At 53.1% G+C, this 26,758-nt stretch carries 21 protein-coding genes, 10 tRNA genes and 3 rRNA genes; all 34 read right to left on the reverse strand.

What is annotated here, in order from left to right; translation table 11 throughout:
* Positions 1-69: 69 nt before the first annotated feature.
* Positions 70-924 (reverse strand): histidinol-phosphatase HisJ, encoded by an 855-nt coding sequence (gene hisJ / locus NST44_RS04265; protein ID WP_007132974.1) that lies wholly within the window; start codon positions 922-924, stop codon positions 70-72.
* Between the two features lie 12 nt (positions 925-936).
* Positions 937-1,635: a bifunctional phosphoribosyl-AMP cyclohydrolase/phosphoribosyl-ATP diphosphatase HisIE gene (gene hisIE, locus NST44_RS04270; RefSeq protein ID WP_007132973.1), complete on the reverse strand. Its 699-nt coding sequence runs from the start codon at positions 1,633-1,635 to the stop codon at positions 937-939.
* Positions 1,632-2,390: an imidazole glycerol phosphate synthase subunit HisF gene (gene hisF / locus NST44_RS04275; RefSeq protein ID WP_007132972.1), complete on the reverse strand. Its 759-nt coding sequence runs from the start codon at positions 2,388-2,390 to the stop codon at positions 1,632-1,634. Before hisF ends, hisIE begins: the two co-directional genes overlap by 4 nt.
* Positions 2,391-2,535: 145 nt before the next feature.
* Complete coding sequence (hisA, locus tag NST44_RS04280) at positions 2,536-3,267, reverse strand: 1-(5-phosphoribosyl)-5-[(5-phosphoribosylamino)methylideneamino]imidazole-4-carboxamide isomerase (RefSeq protein WP_028406105.1); 732 nt, start codon at positions 3,265-3,267, stop codon at positions 2,536-2,538.
* A 319-nt stretch (positions 3,268-3,586) separates the two neighbouring features.
* A complete protein-coding gene (gene hisH / locus NST44_RS04285; RefSeq protein WP_144870136.1) occupies positions 3,587-4,195 on the reverse strand; it encodes an imidazole glycerol phosphate synthase subunit HisH in 609 nt (202 codons plus the stop codon).
* A 5-nt stretch (positions 4,196-4,200) separates the two neighbouring features.
* On the reverse strand, positions 4,201-4,806 hold the full coding sequence (hisB, locus tag NST44_RS04290) for an imidazoleglycerol-phosphate dehydratase HisB (protein ID WP_028406107.1): 606 nt from the start codon (positions 4,804-4,806) through the stop codon (positions 4,201-4,203).
* Positions 4,807-4,881: 75 nt separating this feature from the next.
* Positions 4,882-6,165 carry a histidinol dehydrogenase gene (gene hisD / locus NST44_RS04295; RefSeq protein ID WP_213613464.1) on the reverse strand — a complete coding sequence of 428 codons (1,284 nt, stop codon included), beginning with the start codon at positions 6,163-6,165 and terminating at the stop codon, positions 4,882-4,884.
* A gap of 113 nt (positions 6,166-6,278) precedes the next feature.
* Positions 6,279-6,920 (reverse strand): ATP phosphoribosyltransferase, encoded by a 642-nt coding sequence (gene hisG / locus NST44_RS04300; RefSeq protein WP_007132967.1) that lies wholly within the window; start codon positions 6,918-6,920, stop codon positions 6,279-6,281.
* 64 nt (positions 6,921-6,984) lie between these two features.
* On the reverse strand, positions 6,985-8,181 hold the full coding sequence (locus NST44_RS04305) for an ATP phosphoribosyltransferase regulatory subunit (protein ID WP_007132966.1): 1,197 nt from the start codon (positions 8,179-8,181) through the stop codon (positions 6,985-6,987).
* Between the two features lie 246 nt (positions 8,182-8,427).
* Positions 8,428-9,651, reverse strand: a complete 1,224-nt coding sequence (locus tag NST44_RS04310; protein ID WP_007132965.1) for an acyltransferase — start codon at positions 9,649-9,651, stop codon at positions 8,428-8,430.
* 181 nt (positions 9,652-9,832) lie between these two features.
* A complete protein-coding gene (locus NST44_RS04315) occupies positions 9,833-10,339 on the reverse strand; it encodes an acyltransferase (protein ID WP_007132964.1) in 507 nt (168 codons plus the stop codon).
* A 14-nt stretch (positions 10,340-10,353) separates the two neighbouring features.
* Positions 10,354-11,001 carry a pyrophosphatase PpaX gene (gene ppaX, locus NST44_RS04320; RefSeq protein ID WP_340897945.1) on the reverse strand — a complete coding sequence of 216 codons (648 nt, stop codon included), beginning with the start codon at positions 10,999-11,001 and terminating at the stop codon, positions 10,354-10,356.
* 4 nt (positions 11,002-11,005) lie between these two features.
* Entirely contained in the window at positions 11,006-12,160 is a 1,155-nt protein-coding gene (lgt, locus tag NST44_RS04325; RefSeq protein ID WP_007132962.1) for a prolipoprotein diacylglyceryl transferase, read from the reverse strand.
* 19 nt (positions 12,161-12,179) lie between these two features.
* Positions 12,180-13,118, reverse strand: a complete 939-nt coding sequence (gene hprK, locus NST44_RS04330) for an HPr(Ser) kinase/phosphatase (protein ID WP_007132961.1) — start codon at positions 13,116-13,118, stop codon at positions 12,180-12,182.
* Between the two features lie 348 nt (positions 13,119-13,466).
* Positions 13,467-14,591, reverse strand: coding sequence for an ABC transporter ATP-binding protein (locus tag NST44_RS04335; protein ID WP_007132960.1), 1,125 nt, complete (start codon positions 14,589-14,591; stop codon positions 13,467-13,469).
* A 104-nt stretch (positions 14,592-14,695) separates the two neighbouring features.
* Entirely contained in the window at positions 14,696-15,919 is a 1,224-nt protein-coding gene (locus NST44_RS04340) for a PucR family transcriptional regulator (protein ID WP_007132959.1), read from the reverse strand.
* Between the two features lie 264 nt (positions 15,920-16,183).
* Positions 16,184-16,256 (reverse strand) — tRNA-Lys (locus NST44_RS04345).
* A 7-nt stretch (positions 16,257-16,263) separates the two neighbouring features.
* Positions 16,264-16,349, reverse strand: a tRNA-Tyr gene (locus NST44_RS04350).
* A gap of 12 nt (positions 16,350-16,361) precedes the next feature.
* Positions 16,362-16,434: transfer RNA gene (locus tag NST44_RS04355), tRNA-Phe, on the reverse strand.
* A 91-nt stretch (positions 16,435-16,525) separates the two neighbouring features.
* Positions 16,526-16,602: transfer RNA gene (locus NST44_RS04360), tRNA-Asp, on the reverse strand.
* A 10-nt stretch (positions 16,603-16,612) separates the two neighbouring features.
* Positions 16,613-16,688: transfer RNA gene (locus tag NST44_RS04365), tRNA-Thr, on the reverse strand.
* A gap of 26 nt (positions 16,689-16,714) precedes the next feature.
* Positions 16,715-16,790 (reverse strand) — tRNA-Val (locus NST44_RS04370).
* 9 nt (positions 16,791-16,799) lie between these two features.
* Positions 16,800-16,876 (reverse strand) — tRNA-Met (locus tag NST44_RS04375).
* Between the two features lie 33 nt (positions 16,877-16,909).
* A tRNA-Ser gene (locus NST44_RS04380) sits at positions 16,910-17,001 on the reverse strand.
* Positions 17,002-17,164: 163 nt separating this feature from the next.
* Positions 17,165-20,091 (reverse strand): 23S ribosomal RNA (locus NST44_RS04385).
* A gap of 304 nt (positions 20,092-20,395) precedes the next feature.
* Positions 20,396-20,471: transfer RNA gene (locus NST44_RS04390), tRNA-Ala, on the reverse strand.
* A gap of 26 nt (positions 20,472-20,497) precedes the next feature.
* Positions 20,498-20,574, reverse strand: a tRNA-Ile gene (locus NST44_RS04395).
* Positions 20,575-20,583: 9 nt separating this feature from the next.
* A 5S ribosomal RNA gene (gene rrf / locus NST44_RS04400) occupies positions 20,584-20,700 on the reverse strand.
* A 138-nt stretch (positions 20,701-20,838) separates the two neighbouring features.
* Positions 20,839-22,392, reverse strand: a 16S ribosomal RNA gene (locus tag NST44_RS04405).
* The 16S, 23S and 5S rRNA genes sit together here with 10 tRNA genes alongside, the layout of an rRNA operon.
* 365 nt (positions 22,393-22,757) lie before the next feature.
* Entirely contained in the window at positions 22,758-23,024 is a 267-nt protein-coding gene (locus NST44_RS04410) for a pro-sigmaK processing inhibitor BofA family protein (RefSeq protein ID WP_007133123.1), read from the reverse strand.
* Between the two features lie 49 nt (positions 23,025-23,073).
* Positions 23,074-23,364, reverse strand: a complete 291-nt coding sequence (locus NST44_RS04415) for a DUF2508 family protein (protein WP_028407137.1) — start codon at positions 23,362-23,364, stop codon at positions 23,074-23,076.
* 339 nt (positions 23,365-23,703) lie between these two features.
* Positions 23,704-24,303 (reverse strand): recombination mediator RecR, encoded by a 600-nt coding sequence (gene recR, locus NST44_RS04420; RefSeq protein WP_007133125.1) that lies wholly within the window; start codon positions 24,301-24,303, stop codon positions 23,704-23,706.
* A 25-nt stretch (positions 24,304-24,328) separates the two neighbouring features.
* Complete coding sequence (locus NST44_RS04425) at positions 24,329-24,640, reverse strand: YbaB/EbfC family nucleoid-associated protein (protein WP_007133126.1); 312 nt, start codon at positions 24,638-24,640, stop codon at positions 24,329-24,331.
* A 42-nt stretch (positions 24,641-24,682) separates the two neighbouring features.
* Positions 24,683-26,410, reverse strand: coding sequence for a DNA polymerase III subunit gamma/tau (dnaX, locus tag NST44_RS04430; protein ID WP_007133127.1), 1,728 nt, complete (start codon positions 26,408-26,410; stop codon positions 24,683-24,685).
* Positions 26,411-26,758 lie beyond the last annotated feature (348 nt).

The following is a 26,758-nucleotide window of genomic DNA, read 5'->3' on the forward strand; positions in this document are numbered from 1 at the left end:
CCTCGCGAGCATCGGGGAGGAGAACAGCCGTCCGTACGAGCATGTCCCGATCAATATCTATATATCTTATTATACATCGTTTTCTTCATCACTCAAAAAATGACCATCCAAAGGCACCATCTCCCGCTTTCGCCCGCGGAAGGTCGCAATGTGCCGTACCCCCAGGTCAGCCAGCAGCGCCCGTGCCTTATCCAGATGCTCCCCGAGCTTCCCGGGCTGATGCGCATCCGAGCCCAGCGTCAGGGGAATGCCAAGCGCAATCGCTTCCTCCAGCATACGGCTGCTCGGAAACATCTCCTCGCAGGCCTTGGATAGGCCGGAAGCATTCAGCTCCATCGCCTTGCCGCTTTTGGCGACGGCTGCAAGCGCAGCGTTTTCCAAAGCGATCACTTCGTCCGCCTGCTCCTTGCCCGGTCCGTAGCCGAACCGTTTGATCACATCCAGGTGGCCCATAATATCATAGAATCCGGTCGCTGCGGCCTTCTGCACCGCATCGTAATATTGGCGGTACACCTCGAGCGGGTCCTTCCCTTCCCAGCCTTGGGTCTGGCGATAATCCGTGATGTCCCACTCGCCCAGGAAGTGAACCGAACCAATGACATAATCCCAAGGATACTCGGCGATGATCCGTTCGATCTGCTCCTCATAGCCTTCGATATAGTCCCCTTCCAGCCCGACCCGGATATCGATCTGCCCTTGGTAACGGTCCTTTAGAAGGAGGCACTCCTCTACGTATCGGGGGAGCTCCTCCATGGGCATCGCCATTTCGGGATAATAGGAAGCAGGGTCAACGTGAATGAGCGGCATATGATCCGATAAGCCAAGCTGATCGTAGCCAAGCTCAATCGCACGCTGCACATATTCTTCGAGTCGTCCCTCTGCATGTCCGCAGCGGACATGGTGCGTATGATAATCGATATGCATCGATACTCCCCCCTAATCGCGGCGCGGACGTTCGTGACGGCGGCTCAGCTCGGCCATGATCTCATCAAGCGGAAGCTTCCGCTCCTGCAGAAGAACCAACAGGTGATAGATGAGATCGCTGACCTCCAGCTTCAGCTCGGCGTTATCCTTATTTTTAGCAGCGATAATCGTCTCGGAGGCTTCCTCGCCGACCTTCTTCAAGATTTTGTCCACGCCTTTATCGAACAGATAGGTCGTATATGCACCCTCCGGCCGTTCCACCTCACGCTGCGCGATGACTTCTTCCAGCTCGGCCAGCACGGCGAACCGATCACCTGCGGCTTCCTGTCTATTAACCTGGCCGCGGATCGAATCTCCGGCCTTTATCTCCCGATAAAAGCAGCTCGTTTCCCCGGTATGACAGGCAGGCCCTTTCGGTTCCACCTGCACCAGCAGCGTATCCCCGTCACAATCATAGGCTATCGAGACCACCGTTTGAGTATTGCCCGAAGTGGCGCCCTTATGCCATAGTTCCCCGCGGGAACGGCTCCAGAACCAGGTCTCGCCGCTCTCCAGCGTCCGCTTGAGCGATTCCCGGTTCATATAAGCCATCATCAGCACCTGCTTGCTGCTTGCATCCTGCACGATCGCCGGCACCAAGCCGGCCGCATCCCAGCGAATATATTCGCTTGCCTGCTCCAGGATCAGATCCTTTCCTATATCCTCGCTCACCGTACATTCACTCCTTTTACTCTAAGCTGCCCCTTCAAATCGGGAATGGAAATTTCCTTATAGTGAAAAATGGTTGCCGCCAGTCCGGCATCGGCTTTGCCCTTCGTAAACACATCGTAGAAGTGCTCCTCATCTCCGGCACCGCCGGAGGCGATCACCGGAATCCGAACGGCCGATGATACGGCTGAGGTTAAGGCCAGATCGAAGCCGTCCTTCGTTCCGTCCGCGTCCATGCTCGTCAGCAATATTTCGCCTGCGCCTAAGGATTCCGCCTGCTTCACCCAATCCAGCGCCTTGATGCCGGTTGGCGTTCGGCCGCCGTGCGTGTAGACCTCCCATTCGTCCCAGTCTTCGTTGTATTTGGCGTCGACTGCCACCACGATACACTGGGAGCCGAATTTGCGTGCCCCGGCCGAGATCAGCTCCGGCTGCTTGACCGCCGCCGTGTTAATCCCGATTTTGTCCGCACCTGCGCGAAGGATCCGCTTCATATCATCAACGGAGGAGATGCCGCCGCCAACCGTAAACGGAATCGCGATTTCCCCGGCCGTCCGCCGCACGACCTCTTCCATCGTCGCCCGTCCTTCCACCGAGGCCGAAATGTCCAGGAACACCAGCTCATCTGCACCTTCGCGATCATACAGCGCTGCGAGCTCCACAGGATCTCCCGCATCGCGGAGATTTACAAAGTTAACGCCTTTTACAACCCGCCCGTCCTTTACGTCCAGGCAAGGGATAATCCGTTTTGCCAGCATGGTTTCGTCTCCTCCCCCTGTTAACCAACATATGATCGATACCATGGCGTTCGAATCCCTATGAACCGATCACCCATCAGAATCACTTGGCTTTTAATTTTGGGCAAAATCCACCGAATCCCTCCATCGCCCTGCAGCGCGAGCCTTACCCGATTCGCTGAACCGCCCCGGCCAGGTCAATATGGCCCGTATACAGCGCTTTGCCGACAATGGCACCGCCAACGCCATCTTCGCGGTGTGCGCTCAGCGCCAGCAAATCCTCAAGCCGGGTTACGCCTCCCGAGGCAATGACCGAGCGGCCGCTGGCCTTAGCGAGCGATACAATGGCCTCTACGTTCGGGCCCTGCATCATGCCGTCGCGGGAAATATCCGTGAAGATGAATGTCTCCGCGCCTTTGGCTGCAAGCTCCTTCGCCAATACTTCCGCCTGCACCTCGGATGTTTCAAGCCACCCCCGTGTTGCGACATACCCGTTCCGAGCGTCGATACCAATGGCCACCTTGTCGCCGTACCGGCCGAGCACCTCCTCTGTGAAAGCGCGGTCCTCAATCGCTGCCGTACCGATGATCACCCGGCTGACGCCGAGTCCCAGCAGCCGCTCCACATCCGCCAAGGTTCTAAGACCGCCGCCGACCTGGACCGGCACATTGACGCTCGACGCAATGCTTCCGATGATTTCATCATTGACCGGATGGCCGGCTTTGGCTCCGTCCAAATCGACCAGGTGGATGAATGCTCCGCCCTGCGACTCCCAAGACTTGGCCACTTCCAGCGGATTGTCGTTGTACACCGTTTCCTGGTTGTAATCGCCCTGTACAAGCCTAACGCATTTTCCGCCGCGAATATCGATGGCCGGATATATGATAAAAGAGGACATCCCCATACCCACTTTCCATTCAATTTAGAGGTTGTTCAAAAAGTCGTCTTTTGATCACGAAGGGACTTAAGAAGCAAACTCGGCATCGAATCTTGAATTCAGCCGGGCCTAAGCTTATGCTTCCGAAGCATGTTTCCTGCAGAAACATTTTAGGTGCTCACGTACACAAAACAGCAGGTGCTTTCGATGTCGTTTTCTACGAAAACGTGTAGCGCTGCTCCTGACGTCCCTACCTTCATCTAACCTAAAGCGTTTTGAAGAAACGCACTTCGGAAGCATGCGCTTCGGTGCTGAAAATCCGACTTTTTGAACTCCCACTTTAGGTTAAAGCTAAGAAATTACGGAGCAGGCTCATGCCGAGCTCCCCGCTCTTCTCCGGATGAAACTGCATGCCGTATACGGAGCCCCGGCCGACAATCGCCGTTACCGGTTGCCCGTAATCGGTTACCGCCAGCAGATCCTCCTGCGCCTCAGGGAGGACATGGTAGGAGTGAACAAAATACACATGCCCTTCCTCAAGCCCGGCCAGCAGCGGGTGCTCCGGCTTCTGAAACTGCAGGGCATTCCATCCCATATGCGGCACTTTATAATCGCCTCCGGCAAACCGGACAACCGAGCCGGGCAGCATATCAAGCCCTTCATGGTTCCCATGCTCCTCGCTCCGGCTGAACAGAAGCTGCATGCCGAGACAAATTCCAAGCAGCGGCTTGCCAACAGCGGCAGCTTCCTTCATGACCGCATCCAGCCTGGTCTGCCGCAGCTGCTCCATCGCATCTCCGAACGCGCCGACCCCCGGGAGAATTACGCCATTTGCAGACAGAAGCTCCTCACGATCCCCCGTGACAAGCGGCTCGAAGCCGAGCCGCTCCACTGCCTTGCTGACGCTGTGCAGATTGCCCATGCCATAATCGACGATTGCAATTGCCATAGAGGTTAGAGCACTCCCTTCGTGGATGGCACGCCCGTCACCCGCGGGTCGATGCTGGTCGCTTCGTCCAAGGCACGGGCGAGCGCTTTAAACACCGCTTCGATCATATGATGGGTATTCTGTCCGTAATGAACGATGACATGCAGCGTAATCCGCGCCTCAAGCGCCAGCTTCCAGAGAAACTCGTGCACCAGCTCGGTATCGAACGACCCTACCTGCCCGGATGGGTATTCGGCCCGGTATTCGAAGTGCGGACGGTTGCTGATATCAACGACCACCTGTGCCAGCGCCTCATCCATCGGCACGAATACGCTCGCGTATCGTTTAATGCCCCGCTTGTCCCCGAGCGCTTCCCGCAAGGTCTGTCCAAGGCAGATGCCGATATCCTCAACCGTGTGGTGATCATCAATTTCGATGTCGCCCTTGGCCTTCACGCTGAGATCGAAATGGCCATGCTTCGTAAACAAATCCAGCATATGGTTAAGGAAGGGAACATCCGTCTCCAGCTCGGAAACTCCGGTTCCGTCTACGTTCAGCTTTAAGGTAATGTCCGTTTCATTCGTTGTTCGGCTCACACTGGCGGTGCGGCCTGCCGCTTCAAAACTGCTCACAATGATACCCCCTATATGGTCTTGTGCCATGATCGTTATTCGGTATAATTAGCATCCCTGCTATAACCTGTATAATTAGCGTTCCTGCTCGAGCCGGATGGCGATTGCCCTGGCATGGCCCTCCAGCCCCTCTCGCCGTGCCAGCTCCATAATCTGCTCGCCGTTAGCAAGCAGCGCCTCCCGGCTGTAATAAATCAGGCTCGACTTCTTAATGAAGTCGTCCAAATCGACCGGAGACGCGAATCTCGCCGTGCCGTTGGTCGGAATGATATGGTTCGGTCCTGCAAAATAATCCCCCACCGGCTCCGAGCTGTACGGGCCGAGGAATATGGCGCCGGCATTCTCGATCCGCCCGGCCAGCGACATCGGCTCCTCGGTGACGATCTCCAAATGCTCCGGCGCCAGGCGATTGATAAGCTCGATCCCCTCACTCAGGGACTCCGTCACCACGACCGCGCCATATTGGTCGATGGATGCTCTAGCGATATCGCGCCGCGGCAGAAGCTCCAGCTGCTTCTCCACCTCAGCGGCGACCGCCTCGCCAAGCTTGCGAGACGGCGTCACCAGAATAGCCGAGGCCATTTCGTCGTGCTCGGCCTGAGAGAGCAGATCAGCCGCGATGTAAGCAGGCTCCGCCGTGTCATCCGCCAGAATGGCAATCTCGCTCGGTCCGGCAAGACTGTCAATGTTGACGGCGCCATACACTTCGCGTTTCGCCAGCGCCACAAATATGTTGCCAGGTCCGCAAATTTTGTCCACCGGAGCGAGCGTTTCGGTGCCATAGGCCAATGCGGCAATCGCCTGAGCGCCGCCTACGCGGTACAATTCCGTAACGCCGGCCTCCGCGGCAGCTACCAGAATATAAGGGTTGATCCCTTCCTCTCCCCCGGTGGAAGGCGGAGTTACCATGACGATCTCGGGAACGCCGGCCACCTGAGCGGGAATGACGTTCATCAGCACCGATGAAGGATATGCCGCCTTGCCTCCGGGTACATATACTCCGACCCGCTTCAAGGGGCGGATAATTTGCCCGAGTATGCTTCCGTCCGGCTGAACGTCCATCCATGAATTCCGCTTTTGCTTCATATGGAAGGCGCGAATATTGTCCGCCGCCGCCCGGATCGCTTCCACGAACGGTGACTCTACCTTCTGATAAGCGGCCTGCAGCTCTTCGTCCGTAACGCGGAGCTGCCCGGCCGTCAACCGGATCCGGTCCAGCTGCTCGGTATACCGCAGCAGCGCGGCATCGCCTTCGGTCCGCACCGCCTGCACGATCGTTTTGACGGTTTCATTCTGCTCCGGTGTGCCATAGTCATTTTCCCGATTCAATTGAAAGTCGGATGCTGATACTACCTTCATCATGATCTCCCCCTATCCCGCTCGCTTCCTCACGTAACGCTGATGTCCGATATCTTACGTGGTGTTTCTTCTTTATCGATTCGTATACCCTGCTGCCTATACGCCAAGCCATTTTAGCGGTTAACTTGCCCTTCCGTTATAACCTGCTGCAGCCGGTCGCACAATGCCTGAATTTCATTATTCTTCATTCGGTAGCTGACGCGGTTCGCAATTAGTCGGCTTGTAATTTCGAACAGGCTCGTCATTTCAACCAATCCGTTCTCCTTAAGCGTCTGTCCGGTCTCCACCATATCCACGATGCGGTCAGCAAGACCGATCAGAGGCGCGAGCTCAATCGAGCCATTCAGCTTGACAACCTCAACCTGTTGTCCTTGCTCGCGGAAATACTGGGAGGCCACATTCGGATACTTGGTTGCGACCCTCTGGTGAATGCCGGGCTTCCAGTCCGGCAGCCCGATGATGGACATCCGGCATCTTGCAATGCCTAGGTCAAGAAGCTCGTAGACATCCTTGTTCTCCTCCAGAAGCACATCCTTGCCGACAATACCGATATCGGCTACGCCATACTCGACATAGGTCGGCACATCGACCGGCTTGGCCAGAATGAATTCCATGTCGGCTTCCGGCAATGGGATGACCAGCTTCCGCGTCTCATCCACATCGAGGGGAATCGGCAGTCCGGCTGAACGGAACAGCGCGGAGGCTTTTTTATATATACGCCCTTTGGGCATCGCTACTTTCAACGTTTCCGTCACGTTCAATCCTCCTGACTTAACCTTGATTGAAGCTCTAAATCTCGCATATTCTACTCCGCCGGGACTACTTTAGTGTAATGATTTCCCGGTAGCCTTTGTTCAGTAAGCTGCCTGCTGCGCCTGATGAGCCTCCGACGTGCTCGGTCTGATCGTTCTCACGAATCAACGATGTTACTACCGTGAGGCCTTCTGCCCGCAGCTTCGCCGCTTTGGCCAAGCCTTCCTCCCGGCACTCCGCCGTATAGCGGACCAGGATCGGGAGCGGCTCTTCCATCGCCGCGCCTGGAACGCCATCCAGAATCCGATTGGTCTTCAGCGCAAATCCGGTAGCCGGAACATCGCGGCCAAACTGCTTCAACAGCTTGTCATAACGACCGCCGTTCGCCACAGGCGATCCCAGCTCTGCGGCATACCCTTCAAACGTGATCCCTGTGTAATAGGAGAAGTCTCCGAGCAGCGTCAAATCGATCATTACATGTCCCGATACCCCGTAAGCCTCCAGCACTTCCCACACATGACCCATGTGCTCAATGGAGGAGCGCGCTAGCGGATTGCTGCTAATCTCCAATGCCTGCTCGGCGATCTCTTTGCCTCCGCGAAGCCGGAGAATGCCTTCCAGCTGCTCCTGCTGCCGTGCCTCCAGCTTCAACCCGGCGATGGTTCCCCTGTAGCCGACGTAGTCGCGATTGAGCAGATCCTGCTTCAGATTTTCCTGATCCTCCGTCCGTTCCGGGAGTACCTCCTGCAGCAGACCGTTCAGGAACCCCATATGTCCCATGGCGATTTTGAACCGTTCTACCCCGGCAGCCCGCAATGATTCAATCGCCAGCGCGATAACCTCGGCATCCGCTTCCGGTGAGTCGTCGCCGACAAGCTCAACGCCGGTCTGGAAAAATTCCGCCTCTCTCCCAGCCTCCTCCTCGATTGCCCGAAACACATTCGCATGGTAGGACAGTCGAACCGGAAGCGGCTCATCCTTCAGCAGCGAAGACATAACCCGGGCGATGGGCGCAGTCAGATCCGACCGCAGCACCATCGTGGTGCCCCGTTTATTGAGAAGCTTAAACAGCTTTTGGTCCGACGTGGAGCTAGCCACGCCTACCGTATCGTAATATTCCATCGTCGGCGTCATAATTTGCCGGTATCCCCAGCGATCCATGCAAGCCAGCACCTCACGCTCGATCCGACGCAGCTTGGCGACCGCATGCGGGAGATAATCCCGGACGCCTGCCGGTTTCTCGAAGCCTTTCGGTTTAGACATGATCCCACCTCAAATTCTGTCCGTTTTGCGATTTACTTCAATATGGTAAAGTGTTAACTTGCTAATAAGATAAAGAATAATATTGGCTATATTACCATGAATGTAACCTTATCGTCAATGGAATGCAAACACATTACTCGGGCGCACGATTTTTTTACCCCATATACTCGCAAAAAAAACCGTCCGGATTCCCGGACGGTTCGCATGAGTGCAGCATTCTCTTTACTTCGCAGTTCAGTATTCGGATTAGAGATCCACCGATTTTCGGCTGTCACCGGTAACTGTGTCCTTCGAATGGGACGGCGCCGGTGTCTTAGGAGCCCGCTTGAGCGAACGCGGAATGCTTCCGAGCAGCACCCAAGCCCCAGGAATCCACCGCATAAAGGCTTGTACGGCCAGCCCGCTTACGATCAGCGCGGTTACCATTCCGCCATAGACCCAGATCAAATAATCGTCGGTTACCGGGTTCAGCTTCGGATCGAGCTCCCGATAAAGGAACAGCCACAACGGGTGAACCAGGTAGATGGCGAAAGACAGCTCGCCGATTCGTGTTAAGAGCTTCACGAGCCACTTCCAGCCGCCGTGGTACAGCCAGTTGGCCAGCTGCATCAGGACGAGTGCGGAGAAGATGGTATGCAGGTTCCAGAGCAGCTCGTACAGCAGGGAATCGTATTTGGCTCCGTGCAAGCGTTGGTTGTACCAGATCTGCACATGCGTCAGCGCCATGAACAGCCAGCCTCCCCATAGCACAACCGTTCCGGCTTTCTGCCTTGCACTTTGCTTCCACCAGGATAAGGTAAGCCAGTCCTTAAACTTGTCATAATGCATAGCAAGAAATGCACCAAGCATATAATAAGCCAAATAGGAAATGGCCAAGCTTCCTTTAAACTCGTACCGCAGCTCGTATTTATTCCAGATAATAAACGCCCACTGCAGCAGGAATCCGATCGGCACGGCCCACCGGACCAGAAAACGGGAAGACTTGAACAGTGCCAGGAAGATCGGAAACAGAATGTAGAACTGTAAGCTGATAAACACAAAGTATAAGTGCGTGTAGTTCTGACCGCGAATCAATCGCTCGAAAAAGACCGGCAGCTGTGCCGACAAATCAAATGACGGGCCCAAGTAGCCGTTTTGATACATCCGGACAAAGAAATACAGGATCGAGAACAGCAAATACGGGAGCAGAATGTACAACAAACGCCGTTTATAGAAGTTCCCGATTAATTCTTTAGTCAATGGTCGGTCCGCATAGTTATAGAACAGAACGAAGCTGCTCAGAAATATAAACGAAGGCGTTCCATATTTAAAGAAGATATTGATGAAGTTAATAATATAGTAAAATCTCGAATCAATTGCATCGACCGTGGCAAAGGATGTCGCATGAACGTGCAGCACGCCCAGAATCGCTAACGCGCGGTAAATATCCAACTGCGGCAGCCGCTCCTTCTTGATCAGCGTAGCAGACATGTCGAGCGTCGCCTCCTTGTATCCATTTTTTCATATCTTTTTACATGTATCACGCTTCGGAACCGACAAAAAAGTCCCTCAAGGCGCATCATACCCAAGGGACTATAAGTTCGCTTCTTGACGATCCTCTATCATTCTACAATAAATCCTGTCGAATGGGAACCATTCCTGCCGCATTGCCTCATATTGACTCGTTTTCCGCTGCTGCCCTTCCCAGCTCTCGCAGCGGGTTTCCCCCTACGAATGCCCCGGGAGCAACGTCTTTATGTACAACGGAACCGGCTGCAACTACCGCGCCGTCCCCGATCGTAACGCCCGGCAGAATCGTCGTATTGGCACCGACCAGCACATTCTCTCCAATCCGCACCTCGCCAAGACGGTACTCCTTAATCAGGTATTCGTGCGCGAGGATCGTCGTGTTGTACCCGATCACCGAATTCTCGCCGACCGTGATTTTCTCGGGAAAGAACACATCCACCATAACCATCAATCCGAAAGCGGTATGCTTGCCGACCGTCATGCCCAGCATACGGCGATAGATCCAGTTCTTCATTGGAAGAATCGGGCAATAACGGGCAAGCTGAATGAAAATGAAATTCTTGACACCTTTAAACGGACTGACCGTGCGATAGATCTGCCACAGCGCATTCGGTCCCTCGACCGGGTAACGGGTTAACTTTCTGGCCATGCTGCCCCAAACTCCTATTCTTTAGGAAGTCCTACGATGTCATACAGGTCTCTCATATCCCGAATGATGTAATCCGGTTCGTATGCTTGAAGCTGCTGCTCCCCCTTAAGCGACCAGGCCACGGCTGCGGCCTTCACGCCTGCCGCTTTGGCGGACTGGATGTCCACCGGGCTGTCGCCGATCATGAGGGTCGTCTCCGGGTTTGCTCCCAGCCGCTCCACCGCAGTCAGCACGGGCTCGGGATGCGGCTTCGGATGCTCCACGTCGTTTACCGTCACAATCGCAGACATAAACCGCTCCAGATCAAATTTCTCCAGCGTCATCATGGTCGATGGCCGGATCTTCGTGGTAACGACGCCCAGTGCAAGTCCATGTTTATAGAGTCGCTCCACCACTTCGTTTACGTGAGGGAACGTTCGCACCATCTCATCATGATGAAGCGCGTTGTAGGAGCGGTACGCTTGAACGAAGGAACTCACATCCTCCGCGCCGGAGAAAGCCTGAAGCTGCTGCTCCAACGTCGTCCCCATATGGGGAATGATTTGTTCCCGCGTCAGTGGACCCGTCTGTCGGGACTCGAAGATATGGAGAAAAGATGAAATAATCAATTCATTGGTATCGATAATGGTGCCATCCAAATCAAACAGTACGGTTTCAATCATGCTGCTACTCCTTTTTATCCTCCGTGTCCGGCTTCAAGGCCGGATCCTCTGTATACGAATCAGACTCCCCATTGCCCGAATCGCGCGGGGTTGCGGGGCGATCCTCCTCCTGGATTTTGACGTTAGCGTCTTCCTGCACCTTATCGGTTCGGTTTGCGGACACCGGCTCAGAAGCCTTGGCAGCCGAAACCGGACTCTTCCCGGCTTGCGGGTCGGCTTCTGGCGCTTCGGAGACTGCCTTTGTGGAGACAATCGGGTCCAGGTACCGTTCGTTGGCTTTTCCCGTCACCCGCCGCACGATAATGAGCACAATGCCCCCGATCACGAGCAGGATCGACAAGAGCTGCGATATCCGGATGTTGCCATAAGCCGGGTCCAGATACCCGAGCTCGAAGCCCATCCATCTCATTGGAGCCCACAGCGTATTGTTGATGAAGTCTGCCACGGGTTGTGCTCCCTGGAACGCCAAGCTGTCCGTTCGAACAGCTTCGATAAAGAACCGCCCGATGGAATACCAGATAAAGTAACCGATAAACAGCTCGCCGGCCCGCAGAAACCGAAGTCTCCGTATAATCAGGACCAGGATGATGCCGACAACGTTCCATAACGACTCATACAGGAAGGTCGGGTGATGAAAGACTCCCTGCACATTCATTTGATTGACGATAAAATCCGGCAGGTTCAGCGTGTTGCGCAAAAAGGACTCCTCTACCGGTCCGCCGTACGCTTCCTGGTTCACAAAGTTTCCCCAGCGTCCGATAATTTGACCGGCGAGCAAGGACGGCGCACAGATATCGGCAATCCGCCAGAACGAATAGCCTTTCCTGCGCACATAAATGACAGCGCAAATAACGGCGCCGATCAGCGCACCATAAATGGCGATCCCGCCATTCCAAATTTTGAACACGTCCAGGAAATTATCCTTGTAGTCTTCCCACTTGAAAGCCACATAATAAATACGTGCAGCAATGATTGCGGATGGAACCCCAAGCAGCAGCAGATCCATGAAAAATTCCTGCGGAATACCGAACCGTTTCCCTTCCCGAATGGCCAAGAGCAGCCCGACCAATGCGCCTAAGCCCAGAATCAGGCCATACCAATGAACACTCAGCGATCCAATGGAGAACGCCACTGGATCGATAAGTAATGTTTGCGTCATAACTTAACCTCCCCTAGTCCTAATCCAAGTCATCCATATCTTCGTTAATCGTTGCTGTTAATTTGTTCGTAAACTGAAGTGCCGCGTTGAGTCCCATTTGCTTCAATCGGTAATTCATTGCCGCAACTTCAATAATAACCGCAAGGTTACGCCCAGGACGAACCGGAATGGTCACTAGAGGAATGTCGGTATCAATAATGCGTGTCGTCTCTTCATCCAATCCCAAACGGTCATACTGCTTATCCTGCTGCCAGGCCTCCAAACGAACGACCAGCGTGATTCGTTTGTTGTTCCGGACGGCACCGGCGCCGAACAATGTCATGACGTTGATAATGCCGACTCCGCGGATTTCCAGCAGGTGACGGATTAACTCCGGCGCCGTGCCATGAAGCTGAAAATCGGAGGTTTGGCGAATCTCCACCGCATCGTCCGCAATTAAGCGATGTCCCCGCTTCACCAGCTCCAGGGCGGTCTCGCTTTTCCCGATCCCGCTTGAACCGGTGATAAGCATCCCTACGCCATACACATCGCATAATACGCCGTGGATCGTAGTCGTCGGAGCCAGTCGACGCTCTAGGAAGCTCGTAAATCGGCTTGTTAAAATGGTAGTTGCCATACTGCTCCGCAGCACCGGCAAGCCCTTCTCTTTGCTGACTTCAACTAACTCTTCCGGCACTTCCAGGGAACGGGTTACGACAATGCATGGTGTTTCATCCGTGCACAGGCTGCGCATCCGCTCCTTTCGCTCCTCAGGCTTGAGCATACCGAAAAATGCCAGCTCTGTCCGTCCCAAAAGCTGTACGCGCTCACGCGGATGGTATTCGAAATAACCTGCCATCTCTAGACCCGGGCGGTTAAGATCATCCGTTGTAATCTGACGTTTCAAGCCCTCCTCGCCCGAAATGACCTCCAGCTGGAATTGTTGGACCAGCTCGGACACTTTTACTTTCTTGGCCATGGTCTTACCCCTCTTCATCCAGTATGTAAACATCATAACGAAGCCTGCCTTAATAGGCTGAAAGACCCGTTATCCATGATTTGTTTCATCGGTTGTCGCCGGTTTTACGGCGATGCCAAACTTCATCATGCAATGATGTGGCCTTAGTACGCAGCTGTCTCAATCCTATTCTTAGCATTCGTGATGTAGGCCCTGCTTTGTGCTTATCTTATCGAAAAAAACCAAGGATTGCAATTCAGGTTATCGCTCATGCTGCTGATTTCATATCATGGTCACCCTCATCGAATACCTAAAAAAACCGCCCTTGAGGGGCGGTTTTTCAAGAGTTAGCCGTTTCTGCCTTGGGGATTAGTCCTCCACCAATACGTTCAATTCGGACTCTTTATCAAAGATATGAACTTTGTTCATGTCGATAGCCAATTTCACATTGTCGCCTTCACGAGTAGTGGAACGTCCGTCAACGCGGCCGATTACGGTATCCGTACCAAGTCCGCTCAGGTACAAGAGCATCTCGTGACCGAGGTTCTCTGTAACGTCAACTTTAGCCGTGAAGATTGTGTTCGGGGAAGCTTCCAGGAATACTGGCTCTTCATGGATATCTTCTGGACGAACACCCATAATAACTTCCTTGCCGATCATCGATTTATTCTTCAGAAGCTGTGCCTTACCGCCTGGAACCTGTACATTCAGTCCATCGGCAGTAAAGTATACGCCGCCGTTCTGCTCGGACAGCTTACCGTTAATAAAGTTCATGGTTGGGGAACCGATGAAGCCTGCAACGAACAGGTTTCTTGGGTTGTTGTACAGCTGCTCCGGAGAGTCGGCTTGCTGAATGATACCATCCTGCATAACGACGATACGGTCACCCATCGTCATGGCCTCTGTCTGGTCGTGCGTTACGTAGATACAAGTGGTTTCAAGGCGCTTAACCAGCTTTGTGATTTCTGCACGCATCTGACCGCGGAGCTTCGCATCCAAGTTGGAAAGCGGTTCGTCCATCAGGAAGACTTGCGGATCGCGGACGATCGCACGGCCCAAGGCAACGCGCTGACGCTGACCACCGGAGAGAGCCTTCGGCTTGCGGTCCAGCAAATGCTCGATATCCAGAATTTTTGCTGCTTCACGTACACGCTTGTCGATTTCGTCTTTCTTCACTTTACGGAGTTTCAGGCCGAATGCCATGTTCTGATATACGTTCATATGCGGATACAACGCGTAGGACTGGAACACCATCGCGATGTCACGATCTTTAGGAGCTACATCGTTAACGACGCGGTCGCCAATGTAGAGTTTACCTTCGGAAATTTCCTCAAGACCTGCGATCATACGCAGCGTTGTGGACTTACCGCAACCGGACGGACCTACCAATACCAAGAATTCTTTATCTTTAATATCAAGATTCACGTCGATTACCGTTGCTTTATCCGCACCTGGATACTTCTTGTAAATATGCTCTAAGCGTACACCTGCCATGTGCATTTGCCCCCTCTTAGGAAAGTTATGAAATCGAATACAATTTATAATATTATATTACCTGATGGGCACCTGACTTGCTATACACAATCTGCACAAAAAACCTATTTCCTTTTCGTCACTTTATACAATAGCAGTGTTATTTTCACTAATACCGCATCGCTGAAGCTTCGAACGTCCAGCCCCGTTTCCTGCTTGATCTTATCCAGGCGGTACAGCAGCGTGTTCCGGTGGATATACAGATGCTTGGCCGTCTCACTGACGTTGCAGTCCAGCTCGAAGAAGGATTCCAGCGTCGATAACGTCTCGCTATCCTCGAACAGATCGGTATGACCGGCGGCATACTCTCGTAAAAATAAATTGCGCTGGTATTCGGGAATACTGTATACCAAACGTTCTAAATGAAGCCCGGTCGACAGGTGTATATGTTCCTTAACCTGAAACGTACGCCCGATGGTCATCGTTTCCCTCAGCATGTTCACCGCCTGCGGAAGGGCGTGTAAGGCATTTACGGAAGGTATGGCCGATATATGAAAGTCCCCGACCCATTCCGTAGAGATCAGCTCGTATAGCCCCATACAGAATAAGGCCAGCGAGTCCTGCTCCCCTTCGGCAGTAAGCTCTTCTTTATCATCCACAATGCCCACCAGCAGCTGCTGCTCTGCCAGAATGAGCCATTCCTTCTCATGCAGCGGCACAAGTACAATGTCTCCGTCAAAATAGCTCCGTAATAGTCGCTGCAATGCCTTATAGCTCGGGGCCGGGGCATGTTCGCTTTCATTCAGGAGCAGAAACGGCACCATATCCGCCGACAGGCTTGAACGGATCGGCAGCTCTTCAGGCAGCTCGGCAACCTGCTCACCTGCTTCCAAGCACTCCTTCAGCCATGCGCCCAGCTGCTGTGCAGAACGCTCCTCCTCAGCTTTAGAACCGCTCTTGGCATTTAAAGATGAGGCTCCTCGCAGTGTGGAGAGCCATAGCTCAATGAGCCGGATTTCCGAAACGGTTAAATCCCCCCGGGCCGCTGCAATCACGATACCCGGTTTCTGCATTTGGATCGGGATCCAAATCTCACCGAGTGCTTCGTTGTCATAGGCACCGGCTGCCGTTAGCGTCATGGACCTGGCTTGTCCGTGCTGAAATTGAGGACTTTTCGCCTTGGATTGAGTCGACCGCTTGCCTTGTGACCCGCCGATACTCACCGCATCATCTTGAGAAGCCGCTAGCGCCTTAGCGAGTTCTCCATATTCTTGCTCATTCAATGTTTTCAATCTCAGGGATATGCCCAGGGTCTGCTCCAGCTGCTGAACGATGTGCTCCATCTCCATTGATGTCCCCACCACTTTATCGTTTTTTTCTTATTTTAGCACACGAACCGCCGGGAGCGACAATATCATGCGGGTAGCCTCAACAAATCTTCTTACCGCGTGTCTCTCGCGGCGCTCGGTCTAATGATGACTGTTGCACGATGATCAGCGTCGACGCTCGGACGGTAAGCTTCCCCTTCTCCCGTTCAAATCCCCCTACAACTCAAGCCTAGAAAAACAGAAGAACAACAAAAAAGCCGCCAACAATGTTGACGACTTTTGAGATGAGCCATGAAGGACTCGAACCTTCGACACCCTGATTAAAAGTCAGGTGCTCTACCAACTGAGCTAATGGCTCGTGATACTGGTGGAGGATGATGGATTCGAACCACCGAACTCGTACGAGAACAGATTTACAGTCTGCTGCGTTTGGCCACTTCGCTAATCCTCCAAAATATAAAGGTGGCTCGGGACGGAATCGAACCGCCGACACGAGGATTTTCAGTCCTCTGCTCTACCGACTGAGCTACCGAGCCATATGTAATTGGCATAAAAATAAAGTGCGGAGTGTAACACTTCCCACTTTAATCTGTGGAAACCGATTCACTTTTATGCTGGTAAATAAAATGGCGGAACTGACGGGATTCGAACCCGCGATCTCCTGCGTGACAGGCAGGCATGTTAGGCCTCTACACCACAGTTCCGCATTTTAGATGGTGCCGGCGAGAGGACTTGAACCCCCAACCTACTGATTACAAGTCAGTTGCTCTACCAATTGAGCTACACCGGCGCATATAAGGACGCACAAAATATTCATGGTGGAGGCTGAGGGGATCGAACCCCCGACCCTCTGCTTGTAAGGCAGATGCTCTCCCAGCTGAGCTAAGCCTCCGAATATGTATGGTAGCGGCGGAGGGGATCGAACCCCCGACCTCACGGGTATGAACCGTACGCTCTAGCCAGCTGAGCTACGCCGCCATAACAAATTCTTATGCATTCAAGTTATATCAATGGCGGAGAGAGAGGGATTCGAACCCTCGCACCGCTTACGCAGTCTAACCCCTTAGCAGAGGGTCCCCTTATAGCCACTTGGGTATCTCTCCATCATAACTTATTATGCAGTTTCAGAGATTGAACCCTGAAAACTAGATACGAAACGTCTTTGCGTTGTTTAGAATCCGTAGCATTTCCCCAATGTTGGATCGGGGTCCCCGAAAAGTATTCGGCATCCGCTTCAAAGCTTCGCTTCACTTTTTGGGGTAATTTTAGGATAAGCCCTCGACCGATTAGTATTGGTCAGCTCCATGCATTGCTGCACTTCCACCTCCAACCTATCTACCTCGTCGTCTTCAAGGGGTCTTACTAATTGGGAAATCTCATCTTGAGGGGGGCTTCACGCTTAGATGCTTTCAGCGCTTATCCCGTCCGTACGTAGCTACCCAGCCATGCTCCTGGCGGAACAACTGGTGCACCAGCGGTACGTCCATCCCGGTCCTCTCGTACTAAGGACAGCTCCTCTCAAATTTCCTACGCCCACGACAGATAGGGACCGAACTGTCTCACGACGTTCTGAACCCAGCTCGCGTACCGCTTTAATGGGCGAACAGCCCAACCCTTGGGACCTACTTCAGCCCCAGGATGCGATGAGCCGACATCGAGGTGCCAAACCTCCCCGTCGATGTGGACTCTTGGGGGAGATAAGCCTGTTATCCCCAGGGTAGCTTTTATCCGTTGAGCGATGGCCCTTCCATGCGGTACCACCGGATCACTAAGCCCGACTTTCGTCCCTGCTCGACTTGTAGGTCTCGCAGTCAAGCTCCCTTATGCCTTTGCACTCTTCGAATGATTTCCAACCATTCTGAGGGAACCTTGGGGCGCCTCCGTTACTCTTTAGGAGGCGACCGCCCCAGTCAAACTGCCCGCCTGACACTGTCCCCGTACCGGATCACGGTACCAGGTTAGAACCTAGATACGATCAGGGTGGTATCCCAACGTCGCCTCCACACAAGCTGGCGCTCATGCTTCTTAGGCTCCCACCTATCCTGTACAGATCGTACCCAAATCCAATATCAAGCTGCAGTAAAGCTCCATGGGGTCTTTCCGTCTTGTCGCGGGTAACCTGCATCTTCACAGGTATTAAAATTTCACCGGATCTCTCGTTGAGACAGCGCCCAAGTCGTTACGCCATTCGTGCGGGTCAGAATTTACCTGACAAGGAATTTCGCTACCTTAGGACCGTTATAGTTACGGCCGCCGTTTACTGGGGCTTCGGTTCACAGCTTCGGAGTTACCTCCTAACCGCTCCCCTTAACCTTCCAGCACCGGGCAGGCGTCAGCCCGTATACTTCGCCTTGCGGCTTCGCACAGACCTGTGTTTTTGCTAAACAGTCGCTTGGGCCTTTTCACTGCGGCCCCCTCGGGCTATTCACCCTACCGAGGCACCCCTTCTCCCGAAGTTACGGGGTCATTTTGCCGAGTTCCTTAACGAGAGTTCTTCCGCGCGCCTTAGAATTCTCTTCTCGCCTACCTGTGTCGGTTTGCGGTACGGGCACCTTCACCTGACTAGAGGCTTTTCTTGGCAGTGTGAGATCATGACCTTCGCTACTGTAATTTTCACTCCCCATCACAGCCCAGCCTTACGATGTGCGGATTTGCCTACACATCAGCCTCACTGCTTGGACGGACATCCATCAGTCCGCGTCACTACCCTCCTGCGTCACCCCATCGTTCATAACGGTTTACGGTGGTACAGGAATTTCAACCTGTTGTCCTTCGACTACGCCTTTCGGCCTCGCCTTAGGTCCCGACTTACCCTGAGCGGACGAGCCTTCCTCAGGAAACCTTGGGCTTTCGGCGGATCAGATTCTCACTGATCTTTTCGTTACTCATACCGGCATTCTCACTTGTATGCTGTCCAGCGCTCCTTACGGTACACCTTCAACCTGCATACAACGCTCCCCTACCCCTGATGCAAGCATCAAGCCATAGCTTCGGTGGTGTGTTTAGCCCCGTTACATTTTCGGCGCAGAGTCACTCGACCAGTGAGCTATTACGCACTCTTTAAATGGTGGCTGCTTCTAAGCCAACATCCTGGTTGTCTGTGCAACTCCACATCCTTTCCCACTTAACACACACTTGGGGACCTTAGCTGATGGTCTGGGCTGTTTCCCTTTTGACAATGGATCTTAGCACTCACTGTCTGACTCCCGGATATAAGTCTATGGCATTCGGAGTTTGACTGAGCTTGGTAACCCTTGCGGGCCCCGCACCCAATCAGTGCTCTACCTCCACGACTCTAATTTCCGAGGCTAGCCCTAAAGCTATTTCGGGGAGAACCAGCTATCTCCGAGTTCGATTGGAATTTCTCCGCTACCCCCACCTCATCCCCGCACTTTTCAACGTACGTGGGTTCGGGCCTCCAGTGCGTGTTACCGCACCTTCACCCTGGACAGGGGTAGATCACACGGTTTCGGGTCTACGTCCACATACTAAGTCGCCCTATTCAGACTCGCTTTCGCTGCGGCTACGGCTTCTCGCCTTAACCTTGCATGGGAACGTAACTCGCCGGTTCATTCTACAAAAGGCACGCCATCACCCCTATAATGGGCTCTGACTTCTTGTAAGCACACGGTTTCAGGTTCTATTTCACTCCCCTTCCGGGGTGCTTTTCACCTTTCCCTCACGGTACTGCTTCACTATCGGTCGCTAGGGAGTATTTAGCCTTAGCAGATGGTCCTGCTGGATTCATACGGGGTTTCACGTGCCCCGCACTACTCGGGATCCGTCTCGGAGGGTTCACATTTTCGATTACAGGGCTTTTACCTTCTATGGCCGGCCTTTCCAGACCTGTTCGTCTAATCTAAACCTTTGTAACTCCATGTGAGACGTCCCACAACCCCAGAGAGCAAGCTCTCTGGTTTAGGCTGTTCCGCGTTCGCTCGCCGCTACTGACGGAATCACTCTTGTTTTCTCTTCCTCCAGGTACTTAGATGTTTCAGTTCCCTGGGTATGCCTCTAGCTGCCCTATGTATTCAGGCAGAAGTGACTGGCTATTACACCAGCCGGGTTTCCCCATTCGGACATCCCCGGATCGAAGCTTGCTTACAGCTCCCCGAGGCAGTATCGTTGTTCGCCACGTCCTTCATCGGCTCCTAGCGCCTAGGCATCCTCCGTGTGCTCTTAGTAGCTTAACCATGTCGCTCCAGCTTCGTGCCATGTGCTCTGTTGTTCGCTTGTTTCCTGATTGGATAAAACCACTCAATGGTGAAACAAGCTTCCAAAGGATCACCTGTCACGAATCTTTCGCTCTAACGCTACTCTTTCACTTCTTGGTCAATCACTTGACACAAGTCGTTAGAGAAGGATATTTCTAAAACGCAAATTCGTTTCGTTATCTAGTTTTCAAGGATCAATGCCAGTCTTTCGACCGGAAGATTATCTTACCACAACCTCCATCACAGTACAACCTGCAATTTATGGAAGCGTTAAGAATAAATATGGTGGAGCCAAGGGGGATCGAACCCCTGACCTCCTGCGTGCAAGGCAGGCGCTCTCCCAGCTGAGCTATAGCCCCATATTAGGAAGTATATAAAGTTGTTATGGTGGGCCCTAGTGGACTCGAACCACCGACCTCACCCTTATCAGGGGTGCGCTCTAACCAGCTGAGCTAAGGGCCCATATCATACGCTTGGCAACGTCCTACTCTCCCGGGACCCTTCGGTCCAAGTACCATCGGCGCTGGAAGGCTTAACGGTCGTGTTCGGTATGGGAACGCGTGGAACCCTTCCGCCATCATCACCAAACGTATGTATGAAAGGATTGACCTCTCAAAACTGACCAACGAGTGAGTTGGTTGACTTTACTTCGTAAAGCCTATTTATCCGGCAGCTTGCGCTGACCGTATTTGTACCGCTTCGCTACGGAAGCGAGGTACTCCATAGAAAGGAGGTGATCCAGCCGCACCTTCCGATACGGCTACCTTGTTACGACTTCACCCCAATCATCTACCCCACCTTCGGCGGCTGGCTCCCGTAAGGGTTACCCCACCGACTTCGGGTGTTGTAAACTCTCGTGGTGTGACGGGCGGTGTGTACAAGACCCGGGAACGTATTCACCGCGGCATGCTGATCCGCGATTACTAGCAATTCCGACTTCATGCAGGCGAGTTGCAGCCTGCAATCCGAACTGAGACTGGCTTTTTAGGATTGGCTCCACCTCGCGGCTTCGCTTCCCGTTGTACCAGCCATTGTAGTACGTGTGTAGCCCAAGTCATAAGGGGCATGATGATTTGACGTCATCCCCACCTTCCTCCGGTTTGTCACCGGCAGTCACCTTAGAGTGCCCACCCAGAGTGCTGGCAACTAAGATCAAGGGTTGCGCTCGTTGCGGGACTTAACCCAACATCTCACGACACGAGCTGACGACAACCATGCACCACCTGTCTCCTCTGTCCCGAAGGCCGCCTCTATCTCTAGAGGATTCAGAGGGATGTCAAGACTTGGTAAGGTTCTTCGCGTTGCTTCGAATTAAACCACATACTCCACTGCTTGTGCGGGTCCCCGTCAATTCCTTTGAGTTTCAGTCTTGCGACCGTACTCCCCAGGCGGAATGCTTAATGTGTTAACTTCGGCACCAAGGGTATCGAAACCCCTAACACCTAGCATTCATCGTTTACGGCGTGGACTACCAGGGTATCTAATCCTGTTCGCTCCCCACGCTTTCGCGCCTCAGCGTCAGTTACAGCCCAGAGAGTCGCCTTCGCCACTGGTGTTCCTCCACATATCTACGCATTTCACCGCTACACGTGGAATTCCACTCTCCTCTTCTGCACTCAAGTTCCCCAGTTTCCAGTGCGTCCCGAAGTTGAGCCTCGGGTTTAAACACCAGACTTAAAGAACCGCCTGCGCGCGCTTTACGCCCAATAATTCCGGACAACGCTTGCCCCCTACGTATTACCGCGGCTGCTGGCACGTAGTTAGCCGGGGCTTTCTTCTCAGGTACCGTCACTCTCATAGCAGTTACTCTATGAGACGTTCTTCCCTGGCAACAGAGCTTTACGATCCGAAAACCTTCATCACTCACGCGGCGTTGCTCCGTCAGGCTTTCGCCCATTGCGGAAGATTCCCTACTGCTGCCTCCCGTAGGAGTCTGGGCCGTGTCTCAGTCCCAGTGTGGCCGTTCACCCTCTCAGGTCGGCTACGCATCGTCGCCTTGGTGAGCCGTTACCTCACCAACTAGCTAATGCGCCGCAGGCCCATCCTCAAGTGACAGATTGCTCCGCCTTTCATAACTCTGCCATGCAGCAGATTTAATTATCCGGTATTAGCTACCGTTTCCGGTAGTTATCCCAGTCTTGAGGGCAGGTTGCCTACGTGTTACTCACCCGTCCGCCGCTAACTCTCAGAGAAGCAAGCTCCTCATCGAGTCCGCTCGACTTGCATGTATTAGGCACGCCGCCAGCGTTCGTCCTGAGCCAGGATCAAACTCTCCAATAAGGATCATCCGAGGATGATCGATTGAAAGAGCGATTAAGCTCATTTAGAAAAACTGACGAGAATTCGTTCAATTCTCATTTATGCTTCACCATCCGACAAACCGAAGCCTGTCCAATGATGCCGCAATGGATTTTACAAGTAAAATCCTCACTCACTCGTTGTTCAGTTTTCAAAGATCAATCTGTGTTTCTTTTCGTCATCCGCATCTCAGCGGCGACTTTTATATTATATCATACTAGCTTGCTATTGGTCAAGACTTTTTTTGAATTATTTCATAACCAATCTTTGTCTTGCCATCCACCCTGCTAGCAACCCGAATCAAACGGGCGAACATTAATGTATCATAGATTCGAGCGCCGCGTCAACTACCCAAATATCGTTAATTTTAATCCGATCAGCAGAGCAACTCCCGGCAGCCCCAATATCATAACCGTACCAATGGTCATCGGATTCAGCGGTATATAGACTTCCGTAAAGATCCCTGAGAAATTCACGACGTAGATCCCTAGTGCAGACAAGGCCAGATGCGCACCGAATACCGTCATCCAACCAAAACCGAGCTTCCTCCGAAAGATGATATAAACGAGCAGCAGTAATGATATGCACAGCACAGCTAGAACAATCAGCTTCATCTAAGTCCAACTCCTTTCCTCTTAATCGATCCTCGGGTTGCGCCTACCTTTACCCGTTCCCCCGCTGCTGTTCAAGCTTCTGCATAAATACAGAGTTAATATTCAACTGCTTAGCCTGTTTTAAATTCATCTGATACTTCCGTTCTGCCGCTTCCAGCATATAGATGGCGTAATCAATCTGATCCTGTCCTGTCGCCTCCTGGAACATCATATGTGCCCGCTCCCATTCCATCTGGGACTTGCGGACGTCCATAAACACATGCCACATCCGCTCCTGCTCCTCAGCCGTTATATATACTTCCTGTTCGTCTTTCTTCGCTGGTCTCCACCATACTCTCATCTGGCTCACCCCTTCGTTATTGGTCACAGCTTGATCAGACCGTCTGTAACATTCATATAAAGGGGAGGACAAACTTAGAACATAAACCTGCGAGCACTTGAACAAGCCATCTTCGGTAACCAGCCTAATTACATAAAAAAAGCGAGCATCCGGTTTAAACCGGATACCCGCCTGTATTAAAATCGCAACAATCCAACGGGAGAGACCCCTTAGGGACCCCTCCCGTTAATTTGGCATGTGTAACTAACGCTCTGCAGCTTCCGCCTATTTAAGGCTAAATGGCACCATGACATTTTGGATGAACCTGCAGGCTGACAGCCATAATAATAATGTATGAGGTCAATTCAACTCGCGCCGTCCCTCAAGTGCCTTGGATAGCGTCACTTCATCCGCATACTCCAAGTCACCGCCGACAGGCAGCCCATGCGCGATCCGGGTTACTTTAATATCAAAAGGACGAACCAGTCGCGATATATACATCGCCGTGGCTTCCCCCTCGATATTCGGGTTCGTTGCCAGAATCAGCTCCTTCACCCTTTCATCGCTAAGCCGGGTGAGAAGTTCTTTCAAGCGGATTTCATCCGGCCCGATCCCCTCCATTGGCGATATCGCTCCATGCAGCACATGATAGTAACCGTCAAACTCCTTCGTGCGCTCCATAGCCACTAGATCCTTCGCATCCTGCACGACGCAAATCACGGATGCGTCCCTCGTCTTGTCCTGGCATACCCGGCACGGATCCGTATCCGTAATGTTGCAGCATACCGAGCAGTAATGCAAATTCCGCTTGACGCTCACCAGCGCTTTGGCAAAATCAATGACATCGTCTTCCTTCATATTCAAAACGTGAAAAGCCAGGCGGGCAGCCGTCTTCGGCCCCACACCCGGCAGTCGCGTAAAGGCGTCGATGAGCTTCGCGATCGGTTCGGGATAGTACAAATGTAACTACTCCTTCTAGGTTAGATTAGAACAAGCCCGGGATTTTCATGCCGCCTGTGAATTTGCCCATGTCGGCATTAGCCAGCTCTTCCGCTTTCGCAAGCGCATCGTTCACCGCGGTCAATACCAAGTCCTGAAGCATTTCCACATCATCAGGATCAACGGCCTCCGGCTTGATGTTAATGGACAGAATTTGCTTATGTCCGTTAGCCTCTACCGTAACAACGCCGCCGCCGGAAGTGCCTTCCACCTTTTTCGTGGCGAGTTCTTCCTGTGCCTTCAGCATTTGCTCCTGCATTTTCTTAACCTGCTTCATCATTTGGTTCATATTATTCATGAGTCATCTCTCCTTCATATAGGGTGCACGCGATTAAGCGCACTAGTCTTTTATGACAACGAGGTCTTCACCAAAAAGCTGGATCGCCTCATCAATCCAAGGTTTTTCTCCGTTCTCTCCGGCCTCTTCATGCTCCAGCTTCAGCTCTTCGGCCTGGGGCTTTCCTACGCCCTCCACCGCTTCACTCCAGTCCCGGAGCATCATCGTAACGAGCCTGTACGGCTTGCCGAGGCAAGACTCCAGCACACTCTCGATCACCTGCTTGTTGGCCGGCTTCTCGGTCGTTTCGCGGTGGATGTTGTTTTTAAACCCGACAAGCACATTGTCTTCCCATACGGAGACCGGCTCCCCATCCATCAGCCAAGCATGGACCGTAACCTTCGTTTCCTTAACATTCTGCAAAATCTGCGGCCACTGCCGCTGCACGGCTGTAAAGGCCTCACTGCTTCGGGAAGCGACATACTGATCCATATGCTGCGGTATTTTGGCGGTGGACGCTACCTTCGGCGCTGGCGTTCTTGCCGGCTTGGCAGCTTCACGTCCGGCACCAGCAGGCACTCCGTTCTGCATGACACGCTCCAGCTTCTTCTCCAGCGCGGCAACCTGCTGCTTCAGCTTGGCCACCTCACCCGCGTCGGCAGCACTGCCGGCTTGCGCGGAGCTCTGAGCCGAAGCTCCTGCCGATTGAGCGATGCCCGATAACTTCAACAGGGCGACTTCAAACAGCGTCTGCGGCTGCGAAGCGTACTTCATCTCCCCCTGATAGCGGTTCAGCGTATCGATCATCTGAAACAGCTCTTCACGGCTAAAGGCGCCTGCCATCTCTTGAAACTCCGCCGGATTCAGCACACGATCCGTCAGCTTGTCGGCATCCGGAACCATCTTGATCATCAGCAGGTCGCGGAAATAGTACAGAAGGTTCTCCATGCACTTGTCAGCGCTCTTCCCTTCCTGCATGAACTGCTCCACGATCTGCAGCACGAGTCCCGCATCGCCCTGCTTCAGGGCTGCGGCCAATCGGCCGAACTGTTCGGAGGCGATGCCACCCGTCATGTCCAGCACCTGCTGATAGGATACCGTGCCGCCGGTAAAGGAAGCGATCTGGTCCAGGATGCTCAGCGCATCGCGCATCCCGCCGTCGGAAAGTCTGGCAATATACGAGAGCGCCTCGGGCTCAGCCGTAATCCCTTCTTCCGTACAGATCCGCTCCAGCCGGCCCGTCTGCTCATCAAGCGAAACTCTCCGGAAATCAAACCGCTGACAACGCGAAATAATGGTGGCAGGAAGCCGATGCGGCTCCGTGGTGGCCAGTATAAACATCACATGTGCCGGCGGCTCCTCGAGCGTCTTCAAGAGCGCATTGAACGCTTCTGTTGTCAGCATGTGTACTTCGTCGATAATATAAACCTTGCGCCGCACCTCAGTTGGTGCATATTTGACCTTCTCCCGCAAATCCCGGATTTCTTCAACGCCGCGGTTGGAAGCCGCGTCGATCTCTTGGACATCCATGACAGCTCCTGCGGTTATTCGCCGGCAGGCTTCACATGTATTGCAGGGTTCCTCAGCCGGACCATGCTCACAGTTCACGGCTTTGGCCAAAATTTTAGCGGCACTGGTCTTACCTGTGCCCCGCGGACCGCTGAACAGGTAGGCATGGGACACCCGCTGCTCGCGAATAGCATTCTGCAGGGTTTGGATAATATGCTGCTGGCCCACCATGTCGCTGAACGACTGCGGCCGCCATGCACGATATAGCGCGATATGTTCCACTGTGCTTTACCCTCTTTCAACTTCCACTTCACGTTGTTTTTCGAACGGACGGATCCATCATCCGGACTAACCCGTATCGAAAACATACGCGCATCGTTGTTTGCTACTTCGATTCATCAGACCAACGCATCAACAGCCATCAGCTGACGGATATTATTATACTACATTCTATACTACTTTCCCCTGCCTTAGCAAAACGTTTAATTGGAAATCTTTATCCAAATTAATCGACATGGATCGACGCACAGAACATGTTCTAGAATTGCACGCCGTACCTGGAAAAATACCATTTCTTCCACTGGATATCCTTACAGAGCTTCATCGTCTATTCATCCACTAACCAAAAAC

Source organism: Paenibacillus sp. FSL W8-0919 (assembly GCF_038003785.1).
GTDB classification, from domain to species: Bacteria; Bacillota; Bacilli; order Paenibacillales; family Paenibacillaceae; genus Paenibacillus_AQ; species Paenibacillus_AQ lactis.